The sequence below is a fragment of the Flavobacterium endophyticum genome (genome assembly GCF_003634455.1).
Lineage (GTDB): Bacteria > Bacteroidota > Bacteroidia > Flavobacteriales > Flavobacteriaceae > Flavobacterium > Flavobacterium endophyticum.
This window is the reverse complement of sequence record NZ_RBLC01000001.1, coordinates 92,237-106,876: the sequence shown is the minus strand read 5'-3', so window position 1 is coordinate 106,876 and position 14,640 is coordinate 92,237. Positions and strand designations below refer to the sequence as shown.

Genomic DNA, 14,640 nt, shown 5'->3' with positions numbered 1-14,640 from the left:
TTTAATGCTTGAGATAAACTTTTATGACAAATAATAATCCGATGAAAGCTAAAAAGCCTAATAAAACCAAATAGCTTTTTTTGTAAAATATCTTGTGCAGCTTCAGATCTTTTCGGTAGGCGTAAATCATTGCCACTATAAAAGCGACGACAAAGAAACCGGCAAAAGTCCATTGACCTTGAGTAAACATAGTGTATAAGTTTTTATGCAAAAGTAGTTATTTGTACTCAAAAGTCAGTATTTTGCAGTACCATTTAATTTTTGAAGATTATGCAGAAACAACTCAACGCAGTAAAGGAATTCCACCAAGCATTTGGGCTTGGAGTTAGTGAAACTCCCAAAGGAGATCTAGGCGAAAGCAAAAACATGCTACGCTACAATTTGATGAAAGAAGAAAACGAGGAATATCTTGAAGCAGTACAGAATGACGATAAGGTTGAAATAGCCGACGCTTTAGGCGATATGCTTTATATTTTGTGCGGCACGATAATCGAACACGGACTACAGCATAAAATCGAAGAAGTTTTTGACGAAATTCAGCGCAGCAACATGAGCAAATTAGGAGAAGACGGAAAACCAATCTACCGCGAAGACGGAAAAGTGATGAAAGGTCCGAATTACTTCAAGCCTGATTTTTCCCTAATATTGAAATAAAAAAAATCCCGAAAACACTTTCGGGATTTTTTTATGAATTATACAAAAACTAGGAAATATAAGCCCGCCCAAACTGAAATAAAAAACAATCCAGGATAAACGACTGTGCTTAAATTCTGTTTTAAATTTTTCTTTACAAAAGCTAAATATAAAAGATAAGCAACAAACGCAATTAAAAGCCCGATGGTAATAAATGGATACAGCATATTCTTATATTTTTAAAAGTTTCTAAATCTTAACGGTCCAGCCAAAAGTATCTTCTTCCAATTTATATTGGATATTGGTCAATTTGTCTTTCAATTTCAGAGCAACCGAATCTTCTAGTTTTGGAAGCTCAAAATATTCATCTTTATAAGAGAATCCAACAATAGGATTGATTACTGCTGCGGTTCCGGCACCAAAAATTTCTTTTAAAGTTCCGTTTTTTGCAGCTTCTACAAGTTCCCAAACCAAAACAGAACGAACTTGTATGTCGATTCCTTCTTTTTCTGCCAGCGCTATGATGCTTTTTCGAGTGACACCGTCCAAAATCCTTTCACTTGACGGAGCCGTAAATAAAGTATCATTAATTCTAAAGAAAACGTTCATTGTTCCTGCTTCTTCCAGCTTGGTATGCGTGGCATCATCGGTCCAGATAATTTGCTGAAAACCTTGCTCGTTTGCCAGTTTCGTCGGATAAAATTGGGCAGAATAGTTTCCTGCTGCTTTTGCAGCGCCAATTCCGCCATTTGCGGCACGGCTATAATGTTCTGCAATAATTACCTTCACTTCGCCAGAATAGTATGCTTTTGCAGGCGAAAGGATAATCATAAAACGATATTGTGAAGAAGGAGCAGCAACAACGCCTGTTCCGGTTGCAATCATAAAAGGACGTATGTATAAGGTATTTCCTTTCCCTTTTTTAACCCAGTCTTTTTCGATTTTCAAGATTTCATGCAGTCCGCCTAAAAATACCTCTTCAGGAACTTCTGGCATTGCCATTCTTTTGGCGGATTTGTTGAAACGATCAAAATTTTCATCTGGCCTAAAAAGCCAGACATCATCATTATTGTCTTTATAAGCCTTCATGCCTTCAAATATGGCCTGTCCGTAATGGAAGACTTTTGCAGAAGGATCAAGAAGAAAAGGCTCATAAGGCTTGATAGTCGGTTTTTGCCATTTTCCGTCCTTGAAATCACAAATCAGCATATGGTCTGTAAAGATGTTTCCAAAGACAAGATTGTCAAAATCAATATCATTAATTTTTGTAGATGAAGCTCTAACTATATCGATTTCGTTATTGGTGCTTAGATTCATTTGGTTGAGGTTAGTTTAGGTTGTAAAATATTGAAAATCAAAATATTGAATGGCTTTTGTTTGATGCTAATTTTCAATAAATCTTAATGTTGCTAAATTAATAAAATTTGGAAAGTTTTGGTGTAAAAAAGGAATTATCTTCCTCAGAATTGCCACTTTTCTAAAATTAATTGTTTACGGCTTAAAATCTTATATAATTAGCAATAAAACCTAAAATTTATTAATTATGAGGGTTCATGTTATAGTGAAATCGCTATTTTTGTAGCAGAAATTAAAATCTATACCTACATGAAGAATATATTCGTTTTGGCTTGCTCACTAATGGTTTTGGCAAGCTGTGCTGACAAAAAAAATGAAACAGAAAAAGTAGAGGAAACAATGGAGACTCCTACAGATAGCGTTCCTAAAACCGATTCAGTCGCTGTAGCTTCAGTTGAAACTGAGCAGGTTGCTGACCTTGAAAAAAACACTAGTCCTGAAAAAGAAATTGAAGTCGTTCCTGCCAAAGAAGTCAAAGTAGAGTATGCTTCTTTTGGAGATAAGATTGCGGCAGATAAAGCATTGACCAAAGAGCAGATGCTTCAAAAATACAAATCCATGAAAAAAGGAGATACGATTGCAGTAAAGTTCAAGTCAAAAATCAACTCTGTCTGCAAGAAAAAAGGATGCTGGATGAAAATGGAACTGCCTAACCAAGCGGAATCTTTCGTGCGTTTTAAAGATTATGGATTTTTCGTTCCATTGAACGCAGATAGCCAAGAGGCGGTTGTTAGCGGAAGAGCTTTCGTTGACGAGGTTTCTGTTGCCGAATTGAAGCACTATGCTAAAGACGGAGGAAAATCTCAAGCGGAAATCGATAAAATCACAGAACCAAAAATTACGTATGCTTTCCAAGCCGATGGGGTTTTAATCAGCAAATAATGAAGAATTACCTTTTAATTTTCTTTGGAATCATTGTGCTTTCTAGCTGTAATAAGAAGGAAGAAATAAAGCCTGTCACTAAAAAAGATGCTCCTGCAAAAACAGATGCAAAAGAGTTCGAAATGTATGAGATGTCAGAAATGGCAGCACTTATGGAACAGATGTATGTCGACAACCAGCGTCTGAAAGAGCGTATCAAAAATGGCGATACAATAGGCAAGTTTCCTTCGCACTTTTTAGAAATCCACAAAAGAGCAATGACTGACGAAACTGAAAATGATGCCTTTTTCAAAGAACAGGCTGCCGTTTTTATCAAGGCTCAAGAATTGATCTATGAGGATCCTAAAAATGCAAAAGCACATTTCAATAAAGCGGTTTCTGCCTGTGTTGCCTGCCATGAAGTAAAATGCAGCGGGCCGATTCCAAGAATTAAAAAGTTATTTATTGAATAATGAAAAGAGAAATTATCCAGACATCGGATGGCTCGACGTCGATTTTGCTCCCTGAGTGGAATGAGACATACCACTCAAAGTTTGGGGCAATACAAGAAGCAAAACATGTATTCATAAAAAACGGACTTTCCTTATTCAAAGGTCAGTCCGTTTCTATTTTGGAGATTGGTTTCGGAACCGGACTCAATGCGTTCATCACGTATCTGGAAGCTAAAGATCTTGAACAGAAAATAGAATATACCGGAATTGAAGCCTATCCTGTTTCAGAAGAAGATGCTTCAAAGATGAATTATGTCTCTGAACTCGATGCAGAAAAGGATAAAGCCGTTTTTCTGAAAATGCATCAGTCAGAATGGAACGAAAAAGTATTTCTAGCTCCTAATTTTTTATTAGAAAAGCAAAACATAAAGTTTCAAGAAATTGCAGATGAAAATAAATACGACCTAATCTATTTTGATGCTTTTGGGTATAGAGTCCAGCCTGAGCTATGGAGCCTGGAAATTTTCCAAATCATGTTCAAGGCTTTAAAAATTGAAGGAATCTTGGTTACGTATGCCTGTCGCAGTTCTATAAAAAAAGCGATGGTCGAAGCTGGTTTTGCAGTAGAAAAATTAGCAGGCCCTCCTGGGAAGAGAGAAATGCTGAGAGCTAGAAAGTTAAGTTAGATTCCGGTTTTGCAAATCGGAAAGAAAAATGTTAATTAATACAATACTTTATATCAATTAACGTTTTTTTATGGAAATGCAGTATTTAATTTCTGTAAATTTACAAACGTTCTTACAACAATAGTAACCTCCAAATTAAATTTTCACTATGACAAGACCTATGTTTGCTTATACGAAATCTATTCTTGAAAGAGTGAGTTTCGATCCTTTGTTGTTTTGCAAAGAGCTTGAAAAAGCAATACGATCATTGCTTCCTTATGAAATTGAGCAACTAACGGAATGGCTTTTAAGCTACACAGTCGAAAAACCAGAATTAAAAGAATGTTTATTAATCGTTAACAGATAAAGAAAAGGAGCCAATCGGCTCCTTTTTTATTGTGTTTTCTTTGACAGCGGACTTATTATCTGTACATTCTGAAAGACGATAGCGCCTTTGACCACGCCCGCAATGACTTGACGGAGCGCATCGATAATGTGTATTTTCAGTTCGCTTTTCGGAAATATAAGGCTTACTTCTCTGGCAGGCTTCGGTTCCTTAAAATGACGAAGCTTCAATTTGTCTTTTTCTTTTAGGTCTAAAGTATGGAGGTAAGGAAGAAGCGTCGTTCCTAATCCTTCATCAGCCAATTTGATAAGCGTTTCAAAGCTTCCGCTTTCAATCTGGAAAGGTGAAGCTTCAGAATTATTGACGTTTTTACACAAATTCAAGATGCCGTCCCGGAAACAATGTCCATCCTGCAATAATAATAAAGTATCCACATCAATATCATCCACTTCTATTTCTTCTTTTTGAAAACTGTGATGGTTTTCTGGGAAATAAGCGACGAATGGCTCATAATACAAAACAATCTCTTTTATCTTTTCATCTTCCAACGGAGTCGCCGCTATTGCCGCATCGAGATGTCCGTTTTTTAGACGTGTGATTATTTCTTCCGTATTGTGTTCCTCGATTATCAGCTTGATTTTCGGGTATTTTTTTATAAAATTATTCAAGAACATCGGCAAGAGCGTGGGCATTATCGTCGGAATGATTCCTAATTTGAATTCACCACCGATAAATCCTTTTTGCTGGTCTACAATATCCTGTATACGGTCTGATTCATTGACGATATTTTTCGCTTGAGTCACAATCTTCTGTCCAATTTCTGTCAGCTGGATTGGTTTTTTACTTCGGTCGAAGATCAAAATGCCTAGCTCATCTTCCAGTTTTTGGATCTGCATACTCAGCGTTGGCTGTGTTACAAAACATTTCTCGGCTGCTAGGGTGAAGTTTTTATTCTCGGCGACTGCCAAGACATAATATAATTGTGTGATTGTCATTACTATAATAATTTATGATGCAAATATAAAAACTATAAGATTTATTTATGATTTAAATAGGCTATTTTTTTGTAATTTTATGATAGAGAATTTTTAAGAATTATAAAATCAACCAACAATGAAAACTAATATTTTAGGATTGCCAGTTAAAGAAACCGAAGAAATTTCAAATGATCTAAACATACTGCTTTCAAGCTTTCAAGTATATTATCAAAATTTAAGAGGAATACATTGGAATATTAGAGGAAAGCGTTTTTTTGATCTCCATGTGAAATTTGAAGAATTGTATAACGATGCCCAGCTCAAAATTGATTTGATTGCTGAAAGAGTCTTGACCATAGGAGGAAAGCCGTTACACACGTTCGAAGATTACATTAAAAACAACAAATTAAAAGTAGGGAAAAATATTTCTGTAGATGAAGAAGCGGTACATTTGATCGTAACATCCTTATCGGATCTGCTAAAAATAGAAAGAGATCTTCTGACAAAATCTGCAGAAGCAAACGACGAAGGAACAAATTCGATGATGAGCGACTTTATCAAAGAACAGGAAAAAACAATCTGGATGATGAAAGCTTGGCTTGAAGAGAAAATATAGTCGGTTAGAATTTCGGAAATTAATTCCGTGTTTTTTATGAAAAATGCAACAATTACGATAGAGTAGCTGTTGCATTTTTTTCTGTTGTTAAAATTTGATTAAATTAATTTAGGATGTTTTAAAATAACGATTGAAATTTCTATTTTCGCGCTTATGAAATTGGCAGTAAAATTAGTTTTATTAATGTTTATGACTTTTATCGTCACACCCACGGTTGTGAGTCTGATAAAGGAAGACATTGATACGTCTATGGTTTACAGCATGTCAGAAGAAGAACAGCACAACCATAACTGCTGTAAAGAATTAAAAGCTGCTTTAAAAGCGACAGATTATATCACTTTCTCAAACTATACAGAAAGTTCATCAAGCCTTATCATTTCACAACACACTTTGAAGCACGATAATGCGGCTTCAAGCATTTTTTCTCCACCGCCCGAACAGGTTTAATACAATTTAAGATTTTGAATACTTCAAAATCTACGGTTGCATTTCTTTAATGTGATCTAAATTCTTGTATTAAATTTTTTTAGGTATGACAAAAAAAATCAATCTTTTTGCTAACCTTAAATCAGACTTCGCTTCTGGTTTAGTGGTTTTCTTGGTGGCGCTTCCATTATGTTTGGGTATCGCCTTAGCGTCTGGTGCACCGCCACTATCAGGTATTATTGCTGGAATCGTAGGTGGTGTAGTAGTAGGCTTCTTGAGTCGTTCTCACATCAGTGTTTCCGGACCTGCAGCCGGCCTGACTGCAATTGTTTTGACTGCTATTACAGATTTGGGAGCCTTTAATATATTCCTGACAGCTGTACTAATCGCTGGATTGCTTCAGTTGATTCTTGGATTTATCAAGGCCGGAAGCATATCCAATTATTTTCCGACGAATGTAATTGAGGGAATGCTTGCCGGTATCGGGGTCATCATTATATTAAAACAAATTCCTCATGCCGTTGGATACGACAGTGATTTTGAAGGAGATGAAAGTTTTCTTCAGAACGATGGTGGTAATACATTTTCATCGCTATTAGGAGCTTTGGATTATATCCAAATCGGTTCAATTATCATAACCCTCGTATCGCTGACTATTCTTATTTCTTGGGACAAGCTAAGTTTTCTAAAACGTTTAAAATTGGTTCCAGGAGCATTGGTGGCTGTAATTGTCGGAATTCTATTAAACGAGTTTTTTATAACTTCGGGAAGCTCACTTGCCATTTCTAAGGAACATTTAGTTGCTCTACCAGTTCCTTCAAGTTTAGAAGATTTTAAAAACATAATCGTTTTGCCAGATTTTGCAGGATTCCTGAATCCGAAAGTTTGGATAGTGGGAGCTACAATAGCAATTGTCGCATCAATTGAAACACTTTTGTGTATTGAAGCTGCAGACAGAATGGATGTTCAGAAAAGATATACCGATACTAATGTTGAATTAAAAGCACAAGGAATTGGAAATATGTTGAGCGCTCTTCTTGGAGGTTTGCCAATGACTTCGGTTGTAGTAAGAACTTCTGCAAATAATAACGCAGGCGCAAAATCAAAAATGTCGGCCATCATTCATGGTGTTTTATTACTGATTAGCGTTTTGGCGATACCTTTTCTGCTTAATAAAATTCCTTTAGCAACTTTGGCAGCAGTACTTTTATTGGTAGGTTACAAACTAGCAGTTCCCAATATCAAGCACTTTGCTTCTTATATGCCAAAAGCAATTAATTTATTGATTATCTCATTAGTTGCCATCAAGATTGCTTATGATATAACTCAAACAGTAGGTACTGCAGTAATCGTTTTTGCTGCTATTTCAGTAGTAATCTTAGGTTACAGTATTTATAAATTTAGAGATGTTATCGAATTTAGAAAAATGATAACCCGCAATCAATACTTATATTTTCCATTTTTTGCAACAACATTAGCAGTAGTTTTCACAGATTTGCTAAAAGGAGTTGCCCTGGGTATCATCATCAGTATCATCTTTATTTTGAGAGGAAATCTAAAAAGAGCCTACCGCTTTAGAAAAGAGAAATTTGAAGATGGCGACGTGATCCGAATTGATTTGGCACAAGAAGTTTCTTTCTTGAACAAGGCTGCCATCAAGACAACCTTAGCTGAAATACCAGAAAATTCTAAAGTCGTAATCAATGCTTCGGATACGGTATATATTGCCCACGACGTATTAGACTTGATTCAAGAATTTGCAACCATCAAGGCCGCTGAAGAAAATATCAAGGTAAAACTAAAAGGCTTTAAAAGAGCATATGAATTGGATGATATTGACGATAAATCCAATCATGTCTTCTTCGAAAATTACGAAGAAGCAAGACTAAGAAAACAAGCCAAAGCCGATTATGACAGATGTATTGCATTAGTCGAAAACGAAAGAAACAATAAAGAGTCGATATAACCGACGTAATTTTAAAATTATAATACTAAAAACAATGAGCGATTTTTATAAAAAGATATTAGACGGTAACAAAAAATGGGTTGAATCTAAAATTAGTCAAGATCCGAAATATTTCGAAAAATTAGCAGAAGGGCAGTCGCCACCATTATTATGGATCGGATGTTCAGACAGCCGTGTTCCTGCCAACGAAGTAATCGGAGCACAACCTGGCGAAGTTTTTGTTCACAGAAATATTGCCAACATGGTCGTACACTCTGACATGAACATGCTTAGTGTTTTGGATTATGCCGTAAACGTTTTGAAAGTGAAACACGTTATTGTGTGTGGACATTACGGCTGTGGCGGTGTAAAAGCAGCTATGGGCAACGATTCGATTGGTTTGATTGATAACTGGATTCGCCACATTAAAGACGTTTACAGACATCACCACCACTATTTGGATTCAATTTTGGATGAAAAAGAACGTTTTGATTCTTTTGTAGAATTGAACGTGAAAGAACAAGTGTATGACTTGGCTAAAACTTCAATTGTACAAGGTGCTTGGAAAAACGGACAGGAATTATGCCTCCATGGTTGGGTATACGGGTTGAGTTCAGGTATCGTAAAAGACCTAGAAGTAAACCTTTGCGGTAATGAAGACCTAGACAGCGTCTACCAACTAAAATTCTAAATAAAAAAAAGCCTCTTGAATCAAGAGGCTTTTTTTATTCTTCGGATTCCAGATTTTCGTTGAAAGTGGAAGGCAACAATTGCGGGATAAATTTTATAAGTATCGGCAATAGCAAAGTTCCTCCAGGCAATAAAAAGATTGTCAGCGATGGAATCGTCTTGCAGATTTCCAAAAGCTGTTTTTTTACTTTTTTCTTCTCTTTTGCATCTAAGCTGCGGTGTGTGGAATGTGTAAGTAAAAGCATCAGATCGCCGTTGTTAGCCAATTCTTTTGCCAATCGCGACTTATTTCGCGTAATCAGTAGTTTTACATTCTGGGTGGCCTGATCGTAAAAGTGCTTGACAGGATTCGAATAATTAAAATACGGAATCTGCTTTTTATACTTATTGATAAAATTGTCAGTCGAGACAATACTTTCGGTAACAAAATTATCAGGAACATTCATGGTTTTTGCAAGCTCGTAAAGAAAGTAAGCCTCGTTGCTCTCCATTTCCATATCATTCCAGAGTGCCATTCCAGCCATGTCTATCAGGTACAGCTTTTCTAGCTGCTGGGTGAAAAAAATTAATTCCAAAGCTTCAAGGTCTTGGACATTCACTTTTGAAAATTTCGTATAACGGACTGAAGCTTCAAAAAGCTTGATTAGCAAATCGTCATACTGTGACTTCTTAAGCTTAGTCTTCAAAGCTAAAGAGATAATGCTGACAATAGTTTCTTCCAGCTTTTTTAAGTAATTCTCAGGAATAGCATTATTCATCAGATACTGCTGAAAAGCCAATACATCCATAAACAACAAAGCATTCGTCAAGATATGCGAAAAGTTCTTGCTGATGATGTCTTCGTTGGTTTGAACTCGTTCGGCAATAATCTTTTCAAGATTGTGCGACGGCAGGCTTTCCGGAAGCATTTTATCCAAAAGCGTAAACCCTTTAGGATGCATTTCTTTGTAAAAAGCGATAGCTCTTGTGATAAAGTCTTTGGAATTTGATTCGTGGGAGACCAAACCGTAAACGCCATAAAGCGTATTCAAGAGCGCTACTTTAGAGTATTCTTCAGAAATCCATCCTTTAGTATCAATAGGCATCGGCGTATCGAAAGAAACCACATGGCCGTAGATAAAGCCGGTCGCTCTTGTATTTTTATAAAACTCCAGAGGATAGCCCACGACAGGAAGTTGCAGATGTTTCTGTTCTGCAAAAAACTTGTCTATCCAGCCGTGTGCCGATGGGTTGATCATGGTTTGAATTTCTGATGCAAAGCTATGTTTTTTATTAAGAAGACAAAAAATATTTAAAGGTTGCCTTTTACGCTGTCGGTTGACATTAAAATCCTTAGAAAGTGTGTTGAACAAAACTTAAATTAGTCACAATTGAAACTGACTTTTGAAGCTTTATACTTATTTTTAATAGACATAATCCTAAAATAATCTCCATGAACCTAAAATCAGGAATGCCTTTTTGGCTGATCAAAGACGGCCTACCGTTTACTTTTCCAAAACTGGACAAAGACATAGAAACCGATGTGGTCATCATTGGTGCTGGCATTTCTGGAGCATTAGTTCGTTATTATCTTCTCAATGCCGGAATACAATGCACGATGATTGATGCCCGGACTATCGGGTTAGGCAGTACATCAGCCAGTACCTCGCTGCTTCAGTATGAAATTGACACGCCGCTGCATAAATTGATTGAAATGATTGGAAAGGAACCTGCAGAAAGAGCCTATCAGCTTTGCGATTATGCCATTGATGAATTGGAAAAGATTGCAAAAAAAGTCAAAGCGGAAGAATTTGAAAGAAAGAAAAGCCTTTACTATGCTGCTTATAAAAAAGATATTCCGATGCTGGAAAAAGAATTTGAAGCTAGAAAACAAGCCGGATTTGATGTAAAACTGCTCAACGAAAAACAGATTTATAGCCAATACGGATTCAAAGCTCCGCTGGCAATTCTTTCGAATCATGGCGCACAGACCAATGCCTATGCGCTAACGCATCGCTTATTACAGTTTAAAACAGGGAAGGAGCTTAATATTTATGACAGAAGTCCTATTGTCGATATTAAGACAAAAAAAGACGGAGCTGTGCTGAAGACCGAAACGGGTTTTACGATAAAAGCAAAAAAAGTAATTTATGCCACAGGCTATGAGATTGTGGAGTTTATCGATAAAAAGATAGTCGATCTAAAATCTACCTATGCCGTCGTTAGCGAACAATATAACGAAAAGAAATTTTGGAAGGACGAGGTATTGATTTGGAATACAGCTGATCCGTATCTGTACATAAGGACAACACCAGACGGCAGGGTTTTGGTAGGAGGCAGGGATGAAGATTTTCACGATCCTGACAAGAGGAATAAGCTTATCAACAAAAAAACCAAGCAGTTGACCAAGGACGTCAATACTCTTTTTCCTCATTTGCATTTTAAGCCTGAGTTCAGCTGGACGGGAACTTTTGGTTCTACCAAAGACGGACTTCCTTTTATAGGCACATATGACAAGCTTCCGAACAGTTATTTTGCTTTAGGTTTTGGAGGAAACGGGATTACTTTCAGTCTTATTGCAGCAGAAATTATTACCGACTTAATTCTTGGCAAGAAGAACAAGGATGCCCCAATTTTTTCCTTTGATAGAGTCTGATTTATACTAAAATTCGTGTCAGCAAAATCGTATAACATAAAAGACTAATTGTATAAGTAGGATGGGTTTTTTATTGGGTAATTTAGATAAACTGAAAATTATTTATGAACCAGCTAAAATCTATATCTTATGAAAAAGCCCGCAATTTTTGGAAAAGCAATACTAAGCTTGGCTGTCTTGGCACTAAGTTTTGGAATGACATCCTGTAAAAACGAACCAAAAACAGAAGACCCTAAAGAAGTTGCAGAAGAAGAAAACGAAACCAAGTTTGACGATACCAAAAAAGCCGAAGAAGATGCAGAAATCCTTGTCGATGCCGCTGAATTCGACTTGCAGCAGAGAGAGCTCGGGAAATTAGCCCAAGCCAAAGGAGTTTCGACAGCCGTAAAAGATTTAGGAAAGATGATGGAGAAACATCATAACGATTCCTTTAATGAATTAGCGACGTTGGCCAAAGGAAAACAGATATCAATTCCTTCCGCAATTACGGAAGACGGACAAAAAGAATATGACCGTCTGAACAAGGTCGATGCCAAAAACTTCGACAAAGAATACCTTGACCGTATTTATAAAGACCATCACGAAGCTATAGAAGATTTTACGCAAGATGGACAGAAAACACAAGATGTAGAAATCAAAGCCTATCTTGAAGGAAAAGTAGTTGCTTTAAAAGGCCATCATGATGCCATCCAGCAGTTGCAAACCACCACTGCTAAAAAATAAGCCTTATAAAAATCGTTATCAATCAAATTCATATACCATGGGAAATCTACTTTATACAATCGCCGTAATCCTGATAATTATCTGGGCCATAGGCTTTTTAGGAGGAATGGTTACTAGCAATCTTATTCATATTTTGCTTGTAATTGCAATAATTGTCGTACTTTTAAGAGTAATACAAGGAAGAAAGCCTTTAGAATAATTTATAAACAAATAGTCTAACCAATAAAAAACAAAACATTATGGGAAATTTGCTTTATACAATTGCAGTTATTTTGGTAATTATCTGGGCATTAGGATTCTTCGGAGTGCTAGGAACAGGAATTGCTACCAGCGGCTTGATCCACATTTTATTAGTGATCGCAGTCATTATTATCTTGCTTAGAATTATTCAAGGGAGAAAGCCTTTATAAGAAATTTAATCCCGCCAAAAGCAAAAACAAAAGCCGCCGCAATTTATTGTGGCGGCTTTTTCATTGACCAACTATTTAAACTTAACTAAAAACAATATTGGTTTTCTTCAATTAACTTTGAAGCAATAGTTTCACGCAAGGCAACCACATTTGGTAGATTGGTGTATTTCGTGAAACGTCTTAATCCCATCAGCATCATTCGTTGCTCGTCGCCTTCTGTAAAAGAAGCGATACCTTCTTTTCCTTTGGCATTTACAATATCTACAGCTTTGTATAAGTACAATTGCGCCATCGCAATCTGTTCTTTTACATTTTCGGCACCTTTTGATTTTGCCAGCTTTTCGGTTCTTAAGATGGTAGATTCGGCCATATAGATCTCAATCAAGATATCGGACGCAGCCATCAGCAATTGCTGGTGTGCATCTAAATCCGGACCGTATTTTTGTACGGCGCTTCCAGCTACCATCAAAAATGCTTTTTTCAATTTGGCGATCAGTTCTTTTTCTTCAGCGAATAACTCAGAATAGTCAGGTGTATTGAAATCAGGAATTCCCATCAATTCTTCAGCCACTTTCATAGCAGGTCCAAGCAAATCCACATGGCCCTTCATTGCCTTTTTGACAAGCATTCCGACAGAAAGCATTCTATTGATTTCATTCGTTCCTTCATAGATTCTTGCGATTCTCGCATCTCTCCAGGCACTTTCCATTGGTGTGTCTTCAGAGAATCCCATTCCTCCAAGAATCTGTATTCCTTCGTCTGAACAATTTTGTACGTCTTCTGAAATAGCTACTTTCAAGATAGAACATTCGATAGCGAATTCCTCAACTCCTTTCAATTCTGCTTCTTGGTGAGAAACGCCTTCGGCAACACGTGCATTAATTCGGTCTTCAATGGATTTTCCAGCGCGATAGGAAGCGCTTTCTCCTGCATAGCAAGACGTAGCCATTTCTGCTAATTTAGAGCGAATGGCCCCAAAGTTTGCAATTGGCGTATTGAACTGGATTCTTTCGTTCGCATATTTTACAGCTCCCGAAGTCACTCTCCTTTGGGCATCAAGACAGGCAGCGCCTAATTTGATACGGCCCACATTCAAGGCATTCATAGCAATCTTAAAGCCGTTTCCTCTTTCTGAAAGCATGTTCTCTACAGGAACTTTTGTCTCGTTAAAGAAAACCTGACGGGTAGAGGAGGCACGGATGCCTAATTTATGTTCTTCCTCGTTCATTGAGATTCCGTTATTCGGATCATTTTCTACAATGAATCCGGTGATGTTTTTATCGTCGCCGATTCTAGCAAATACGATGAAAAGACTACAGAATCCCGCATTAGAAATCCACATTTTTTGACCTGTGATTTTGTAATGTGTGCCATCTTCAGACAAAACTGCTTTGGTTTTTCCAGAATTGGCGTCCGATCCCGCTCCAGGTTCGGTCAGGCAATACGAGCCAAACCATTCGCCAGAAGCTAATTTTGGTACGTATTTTTTCTTTTGTTCTTCGGTTCCGTATAAAGTAATCGGCATGGTTCCGATTCCGGTATGCGCCCCAAATGCCGTAGAAAACGATCCTGTAGCGCCCGAAATGTAGTCGCAAACCAGCATGGTAGAAACGAATCCCATTCCTAAACCGCCGTATTCTTCAGGAACAGCAACGCCAAGAAGTCCTAGTTCTCCAGCTTTGCGCATGCATTCTTCTGTAAAGGCATAATCCTTATTCTCAAAGCGATTTTTGTTCGGCCAGATTTCTTTATCTACGAATTCTTTTACCGTTTGCTTCATCATCAACTGTTCCTCCGAAAAATCTTCCGGAGTAAAAATGTCTTCGCTTTTTGTTTCTTTTACCAAAAACTGCCCGCCACGGGTAACGTCTTTTTCGATTGTATCTGCCATTGTTTTTTCTGTTT

Annotated in this window: 18 protein-coding genes; 13 read left to right on the top strand and 5 right to left on the bottom strand. The window is 37.1% G+C overall.

Annotated features, from left to right (window positions below):
• Nucleotide 1: 1 nt before the first annotated feature.
• Complete coding sequence (locus CLV94_RS00530; RefSeq protein ID WP_121374519.1) at nt 2-190, bottom strand: hypothetical protein; 189 nt, start codon at nt 188-190, stop codon at nt 2-4.
• An 80-nt stretch (nt 191-270) separates the two neighbouring features.
• On the opposite strand from CLV94_RS00530, the gene CLV94_RS00525 reads away from it, so the two are divergent.
• A complete protein-coding gene (locus CLV94_RS00525) occupies nt 271-654 on the top strand; it encodes a pyrophosphohydrolase domain-containing protein (RefSeq protein WP_121374518.1) in 384 nt (127 codons plus the stop codon).
• 228 nt (nt 655-882) lie between these two features.
• Here the strand turns inward: CLV94_RS00525 and CLV94_RS00520 are convergent, their stop codons facing one another.
• On the bottom strand, nt 883-1,950 hold the full coding sequence (locus tag CLV94_RS00520; RefSeq protein WP_121374517.1) for a branched-chain amino acid aminotransferase: 1,068 nt from the start codon (nt 1,948-1,950) through the stop codon (nt 883-885).
• A 288-nt stretch (nt 1,951-2,238) separates the two neighbouring features.
• On the opposite strand from CLV94_RS00520, the gene CLV94_RS00515 reads away from it, so the two are divergent.
• From CLV94_RS00515 to CLV94_RS17120, 4 genes are all read left to right on the top strand, one after another.
• A complete protein-coding gene (locus CLV94_RS00515) occupies nt 2,239-2,871 on the top strand; it encodes a DUF4920 domain-containing protein (protein ID WP_245982399.1) in 633 nt (210 codons plus the stop codon).
• On the top strand, nt 2,871-3,323 hold the full coding sequence (locus CLV94_RS00510; RefSeq protein ID WP_121374516.1) for a hypothetical protein: 453 nt from the start codon (nt 2,871-2,873) through the stop codon (nt 3,321-3,323). Before CLV94_RS00515 ends, CLV94_RS00510 begins: the two co-directional genes overlap by 1 nt.
• Nucleotides 3,323-3,988, top strand: a complete 666-nt coding sequence (mnmD, locus tag CLV94_RS00505; RefSeq protein WP_121374515.1) for a tRNA (5-methylaminomethyl-2-thiouridine)(34)-methyltransferase MnmD — start codon at nt 3,323-3,325, stop codon at nt 3,986-3,988. Before CLV94_RS00510 ends, mnmD begins: the two co-directional genes overlap by 1 nt.
• A 148-nt stretch (nt 3,989-4,136) precedes the next feature.
• The gene (locus tag CLV94_RS17120; protein WP_121374514.1) at nt 4,137-4,334 is read left to right on the top strand and encodes a hypothetical protein; all 198 of its coding nucleotides are present in this window, start codon (nt 4,137-4,139) and stop codon (nt 4,332-4,334) included.
• A 26-nt stretch (nt 4,335-4,360) separates the two neighbouring features.
• Here the strand turns inward: CLV94_RS17120 and CLV94_RS00495 are convergent, their stop codons facing one another.
• Nucleotides 4,361-5,308: a hydrogen peroxide-inducible genes activator gene (locus CLV94_RS00495; RefSeq protein WP_121374513.1), complete on the bottom strand. Its 948-nt coding sequence runs from the start codon at nt 5,306-5,308 to the stop codon at nt 4,361-4,363.
• 118 nt (nt 5,309-5,426) lie between these two features.
• Between CLV94_RS00495 and CLV94_RS00490 the strand changes: the two genes are divergently transcribed.
• The 4 genes from CLV94_RS00490 to can all read left to right on the top strand — a co-directional run bounded on the left by CLV94_RS00490 (nt 5,427) and on the right by can (nt 8,968).
• Entirely contained in the window at nt 5,427-5,906 is a 480-nt protein-coding gene (locus CLV94_RS00490; RefSeq protein ID WP_121374512.1) for a Dps family protein, read from the top strand.
• Between the two features lie 153 nt (nt 5,907-6,059).
• On the top strand, nt 6,060-6,353 hold the full coding sequence (locus CLV94_RS00485; RefSeq protein WP_121374511.1) for a hypothetical protein: 294 nt from the start codon (nt 6,060-6,062) through the stop codon (nt 6,351-6,353).
• Between the two features lie 85 nt (nt 6,354-6,438).
• Nucleotides 6,439-8,298 (top strand): SulP family inorganic anion transporter, encoded by a 1,860-nt coding sequence (locus CLV94_RS00480; protein ID WP_245982397.1) that lies wholly within the window; start codon nt 6,439-6,441, stop codon nt 8,296-8,298.
• Between the two features lie 34 nt (nt 8,299-8,332).
• Nucleotides 8,333-8,968: a carbonate dehydratase gene (gene can / locus CLV94_RS00475; protein WP_121374510.1), complete on the top strand. Its 636-nt coding sequence runs from the start codon at nt 8,333-8,335 to the stop codon at nt 8,966-8,968.
• A 34-nt stretch (nt 8,969-9,002) separates the two neighbouring features.
• Here the strand turns inward: can and CLV94_RS00470 are convergent, their stop codons facing one another.
• On the bottom strand, nt 9,003-10,205 hold the full coding sequence (locus CLV94_RS00470; RefSeq protein ID WP_121374509.1) for an LETM1-related biofilm-associated protein: 1,203 nt from the start codon (nt 10,203-10,205) through the stop codon (nt 9,003-9,005).
• Between the two features lie 194 nt (nt 10,206-10,399).
• Here CLV94_RS00470 and CLV94_RS00465 point away from each other — a divergent pair, with 194 nt between their 5' ends.
• The 4 genes from CLV94_RS00465 to CLV94_RS00450 all read left to right on the top strand — a co-directional run bounded on the left by CLV94_RS00465 (nt 10,400) and on the right by CLV94_RS00450 (nt 12,735).
• Nucleotides 10,400-11,602, top strand: a complete 1,203-nt coding sequence (locus tag CLV94_RS00465) for an NAD(P)/FAD-dependent oxidoreductase (protein WP_121374508.1) — start codon at nt 10,400-10,402, stop codon at nt 11,600-11,602.
• 129 nt (nt 11,603-11,731) lie between these two features.
• A complete protein-coding gene (locus CLV94_RS00460; protein ID WP_121374507.1) occupies nt 11,732-12,325 on the top strand; it encodes a DUF4142 domain-containing protein in 594 nt (197 codons plus the stop codon).
• Between the two features lie 37 nt (nt 12,326-12,362).
• Complete coding sequence (locus tag CLV94_RS00455) at nt 12,363-12,524, top strand: lmo0937 family membrane protein (RefSeq protein WP_121374506.1); 162 nt, start codon at nt 12,363-12,365, stop codon at nt 12,522-12,524.
• Nucleotides 12,525-12,564: 40 nt separating this feature from the next.
• Nucleotides 12,565-12,735: a lmo0937 family membrane protein gene (locus CLV94_RS00450; RefSeq protein ID WP_121374505.1), complete on the top strand. Its 171-nt coding sequence runs from the start codon at nt 12,565-12,567 to the stop codon at nt 12,733-12,735.
• An 85-nt stretch (nt 12,736-12,820) separates the two neighbouring features.
• On the opposite strand, the gene CLV94_RS00445 is transcribed toward CLV94_RS00450, so the two are convergent.
• Nucleotides 12,821-14,626 carry an acyl-CoA dehydrogenase family protein gene (locus CLV94_RS00445; RefSeq protein ID WP_121374504.1) on the bottom strand — a complete coding sequence of 602 codons (1,806 nt, stop codon included), beginning with the start codon at nt 14,624-14,626 and terminating at the stop codon, nt 12,821-12,823.
• Between the last annotated feature and the right edge of the window lie 14 nt (nt 14,627-14,640).

Excerpts from the sequence above, each read along its gene's own strand:
- CLV94_RS00455 (WP_121374506.1), top strand. The coding sequence starts at position 12,363 with ATGGGAAATCTACTTTATACAATCGCCGTAATCCTGATAATTATCTGG.
- CLV94_RS00445 (WP_121374504.1), bottom strand. The coding sequence starts at position 14,626 with ATGGCAGATACAATCGAAAAAGACGTTACCCGTGGCGGGCAGTTTTTG.
- CLV94_RS00460 (WP_121374507.1), top strand. The coding sequence starts at position 11,732 with ATGAAAAAGCCCGCAATTTTTGGAAAAGCAATACTAAGCTTGGCTGTC.
- CLV94_RS00520 (WP_121374517.1), bottom strand. The coding sequence starts at position 1,950 with ATGAATCTAAGCACCAATAACGAAATCGATATAGTTAGAGCTTCATCT.
- CLV94_RS00525 (WP_121374518.1), top strand. The coding sequence starts at position 271 with ATGCAGAAACAACTCAACGCAGTAAAGGAATTCCACCAAGCATTTGGG.
- CLV94_RS00470 (WP_121374509.1), bottom strand. The coding sequence starts at position 10,205 with ATGATCAACCCATCGGCACACGGCTGGATAGACAAGTTTTTTGCAGAA.
- CLV94_RS00450 (WP_121374505.1), top strand. The coding sequence starts at position 12,565 with ATGGGAAATTTGCTTTATACAATTGCAGTTATTTTGGTAATTATCTGG.
- CLV94_RS00480 (WP_245982397.1), top strand. The coding sequence starts at position 6,439 with ATGACAAAAAAAATCAATCTTTTTGCTAACCTTAAATCAGACTTCGCT.
- CLV94_RS17120 (WP_121374514.1), top strand. The coding sequence starts at position 4,137 with ATGACAAGACCTATGTTTGCTTATACGAAATCTATTCTTGAAAGAGTG.
- CLV94_RS00510 (WP_121374516.1), top strand. The coding sequence starts at position 2,871 with ATGAAGAATTACCTTTTAATTTTCTTTGGAATCATTGTGCTTTCTAGC.
- CLV94_RS00495 (WP_121374513.1), bottom strand. The coding sequence starts at position 5,308 with ATGACAATCACACAATTATATTATGTCTTGGCAGTCGCCGAGAATAAA.
- CLV94_RS00530 (WP_121374519.1), bottom strand. The coding sequence starts at position 190 with ATGTTTACTCAAGGTCAATGGACTTTTGCCGGTTTCTTTGTCGTCGCT.
- CLV94_RS00490 (WP_121374512.1), top strand. The coding sequence starts at position 5,427 with ATGAAAACTAATATTTTAGGATTGCCAGTTAAAGAAACCGAAGAAATT.
- mnmD (WP_121374515.1), top strand. The coding sequence starts at position 3,323 with ATGAAAAGAGAAATTATCCAGACATCGGATGGCTCGACGTCGATTTTG.
- CLV94_RS00485 (WP_121374511.1), top strand. The coding sequence starts at position 6,060 with ATGAAATTGGCAGTAAAATTAGTTTTATTAATGTTTATGACTTTTATC.
- CLV94_RS00465 (WP_121374508.1), top strand. The coding sequence starts at position 10,400 with ATGAACCTAAAATCAGGAATGCCTTTTTGGCTGATCAAAGACGGCCTA.
- CLV94_RS00515 (WP_245982399.1), top strand. The coding sequence starts at position 2,239 with ATGAAGAATATATTCGTTTTGGCTTGCTCACTAATGGTTTTGGCAAGC.
- can (WP_121374510.1), top strand. The coding sequence starts at position 8,333 with ATGAGCGATTTTTATAAAAAGATATTAGACGGTAACAAAAAATGGGTT.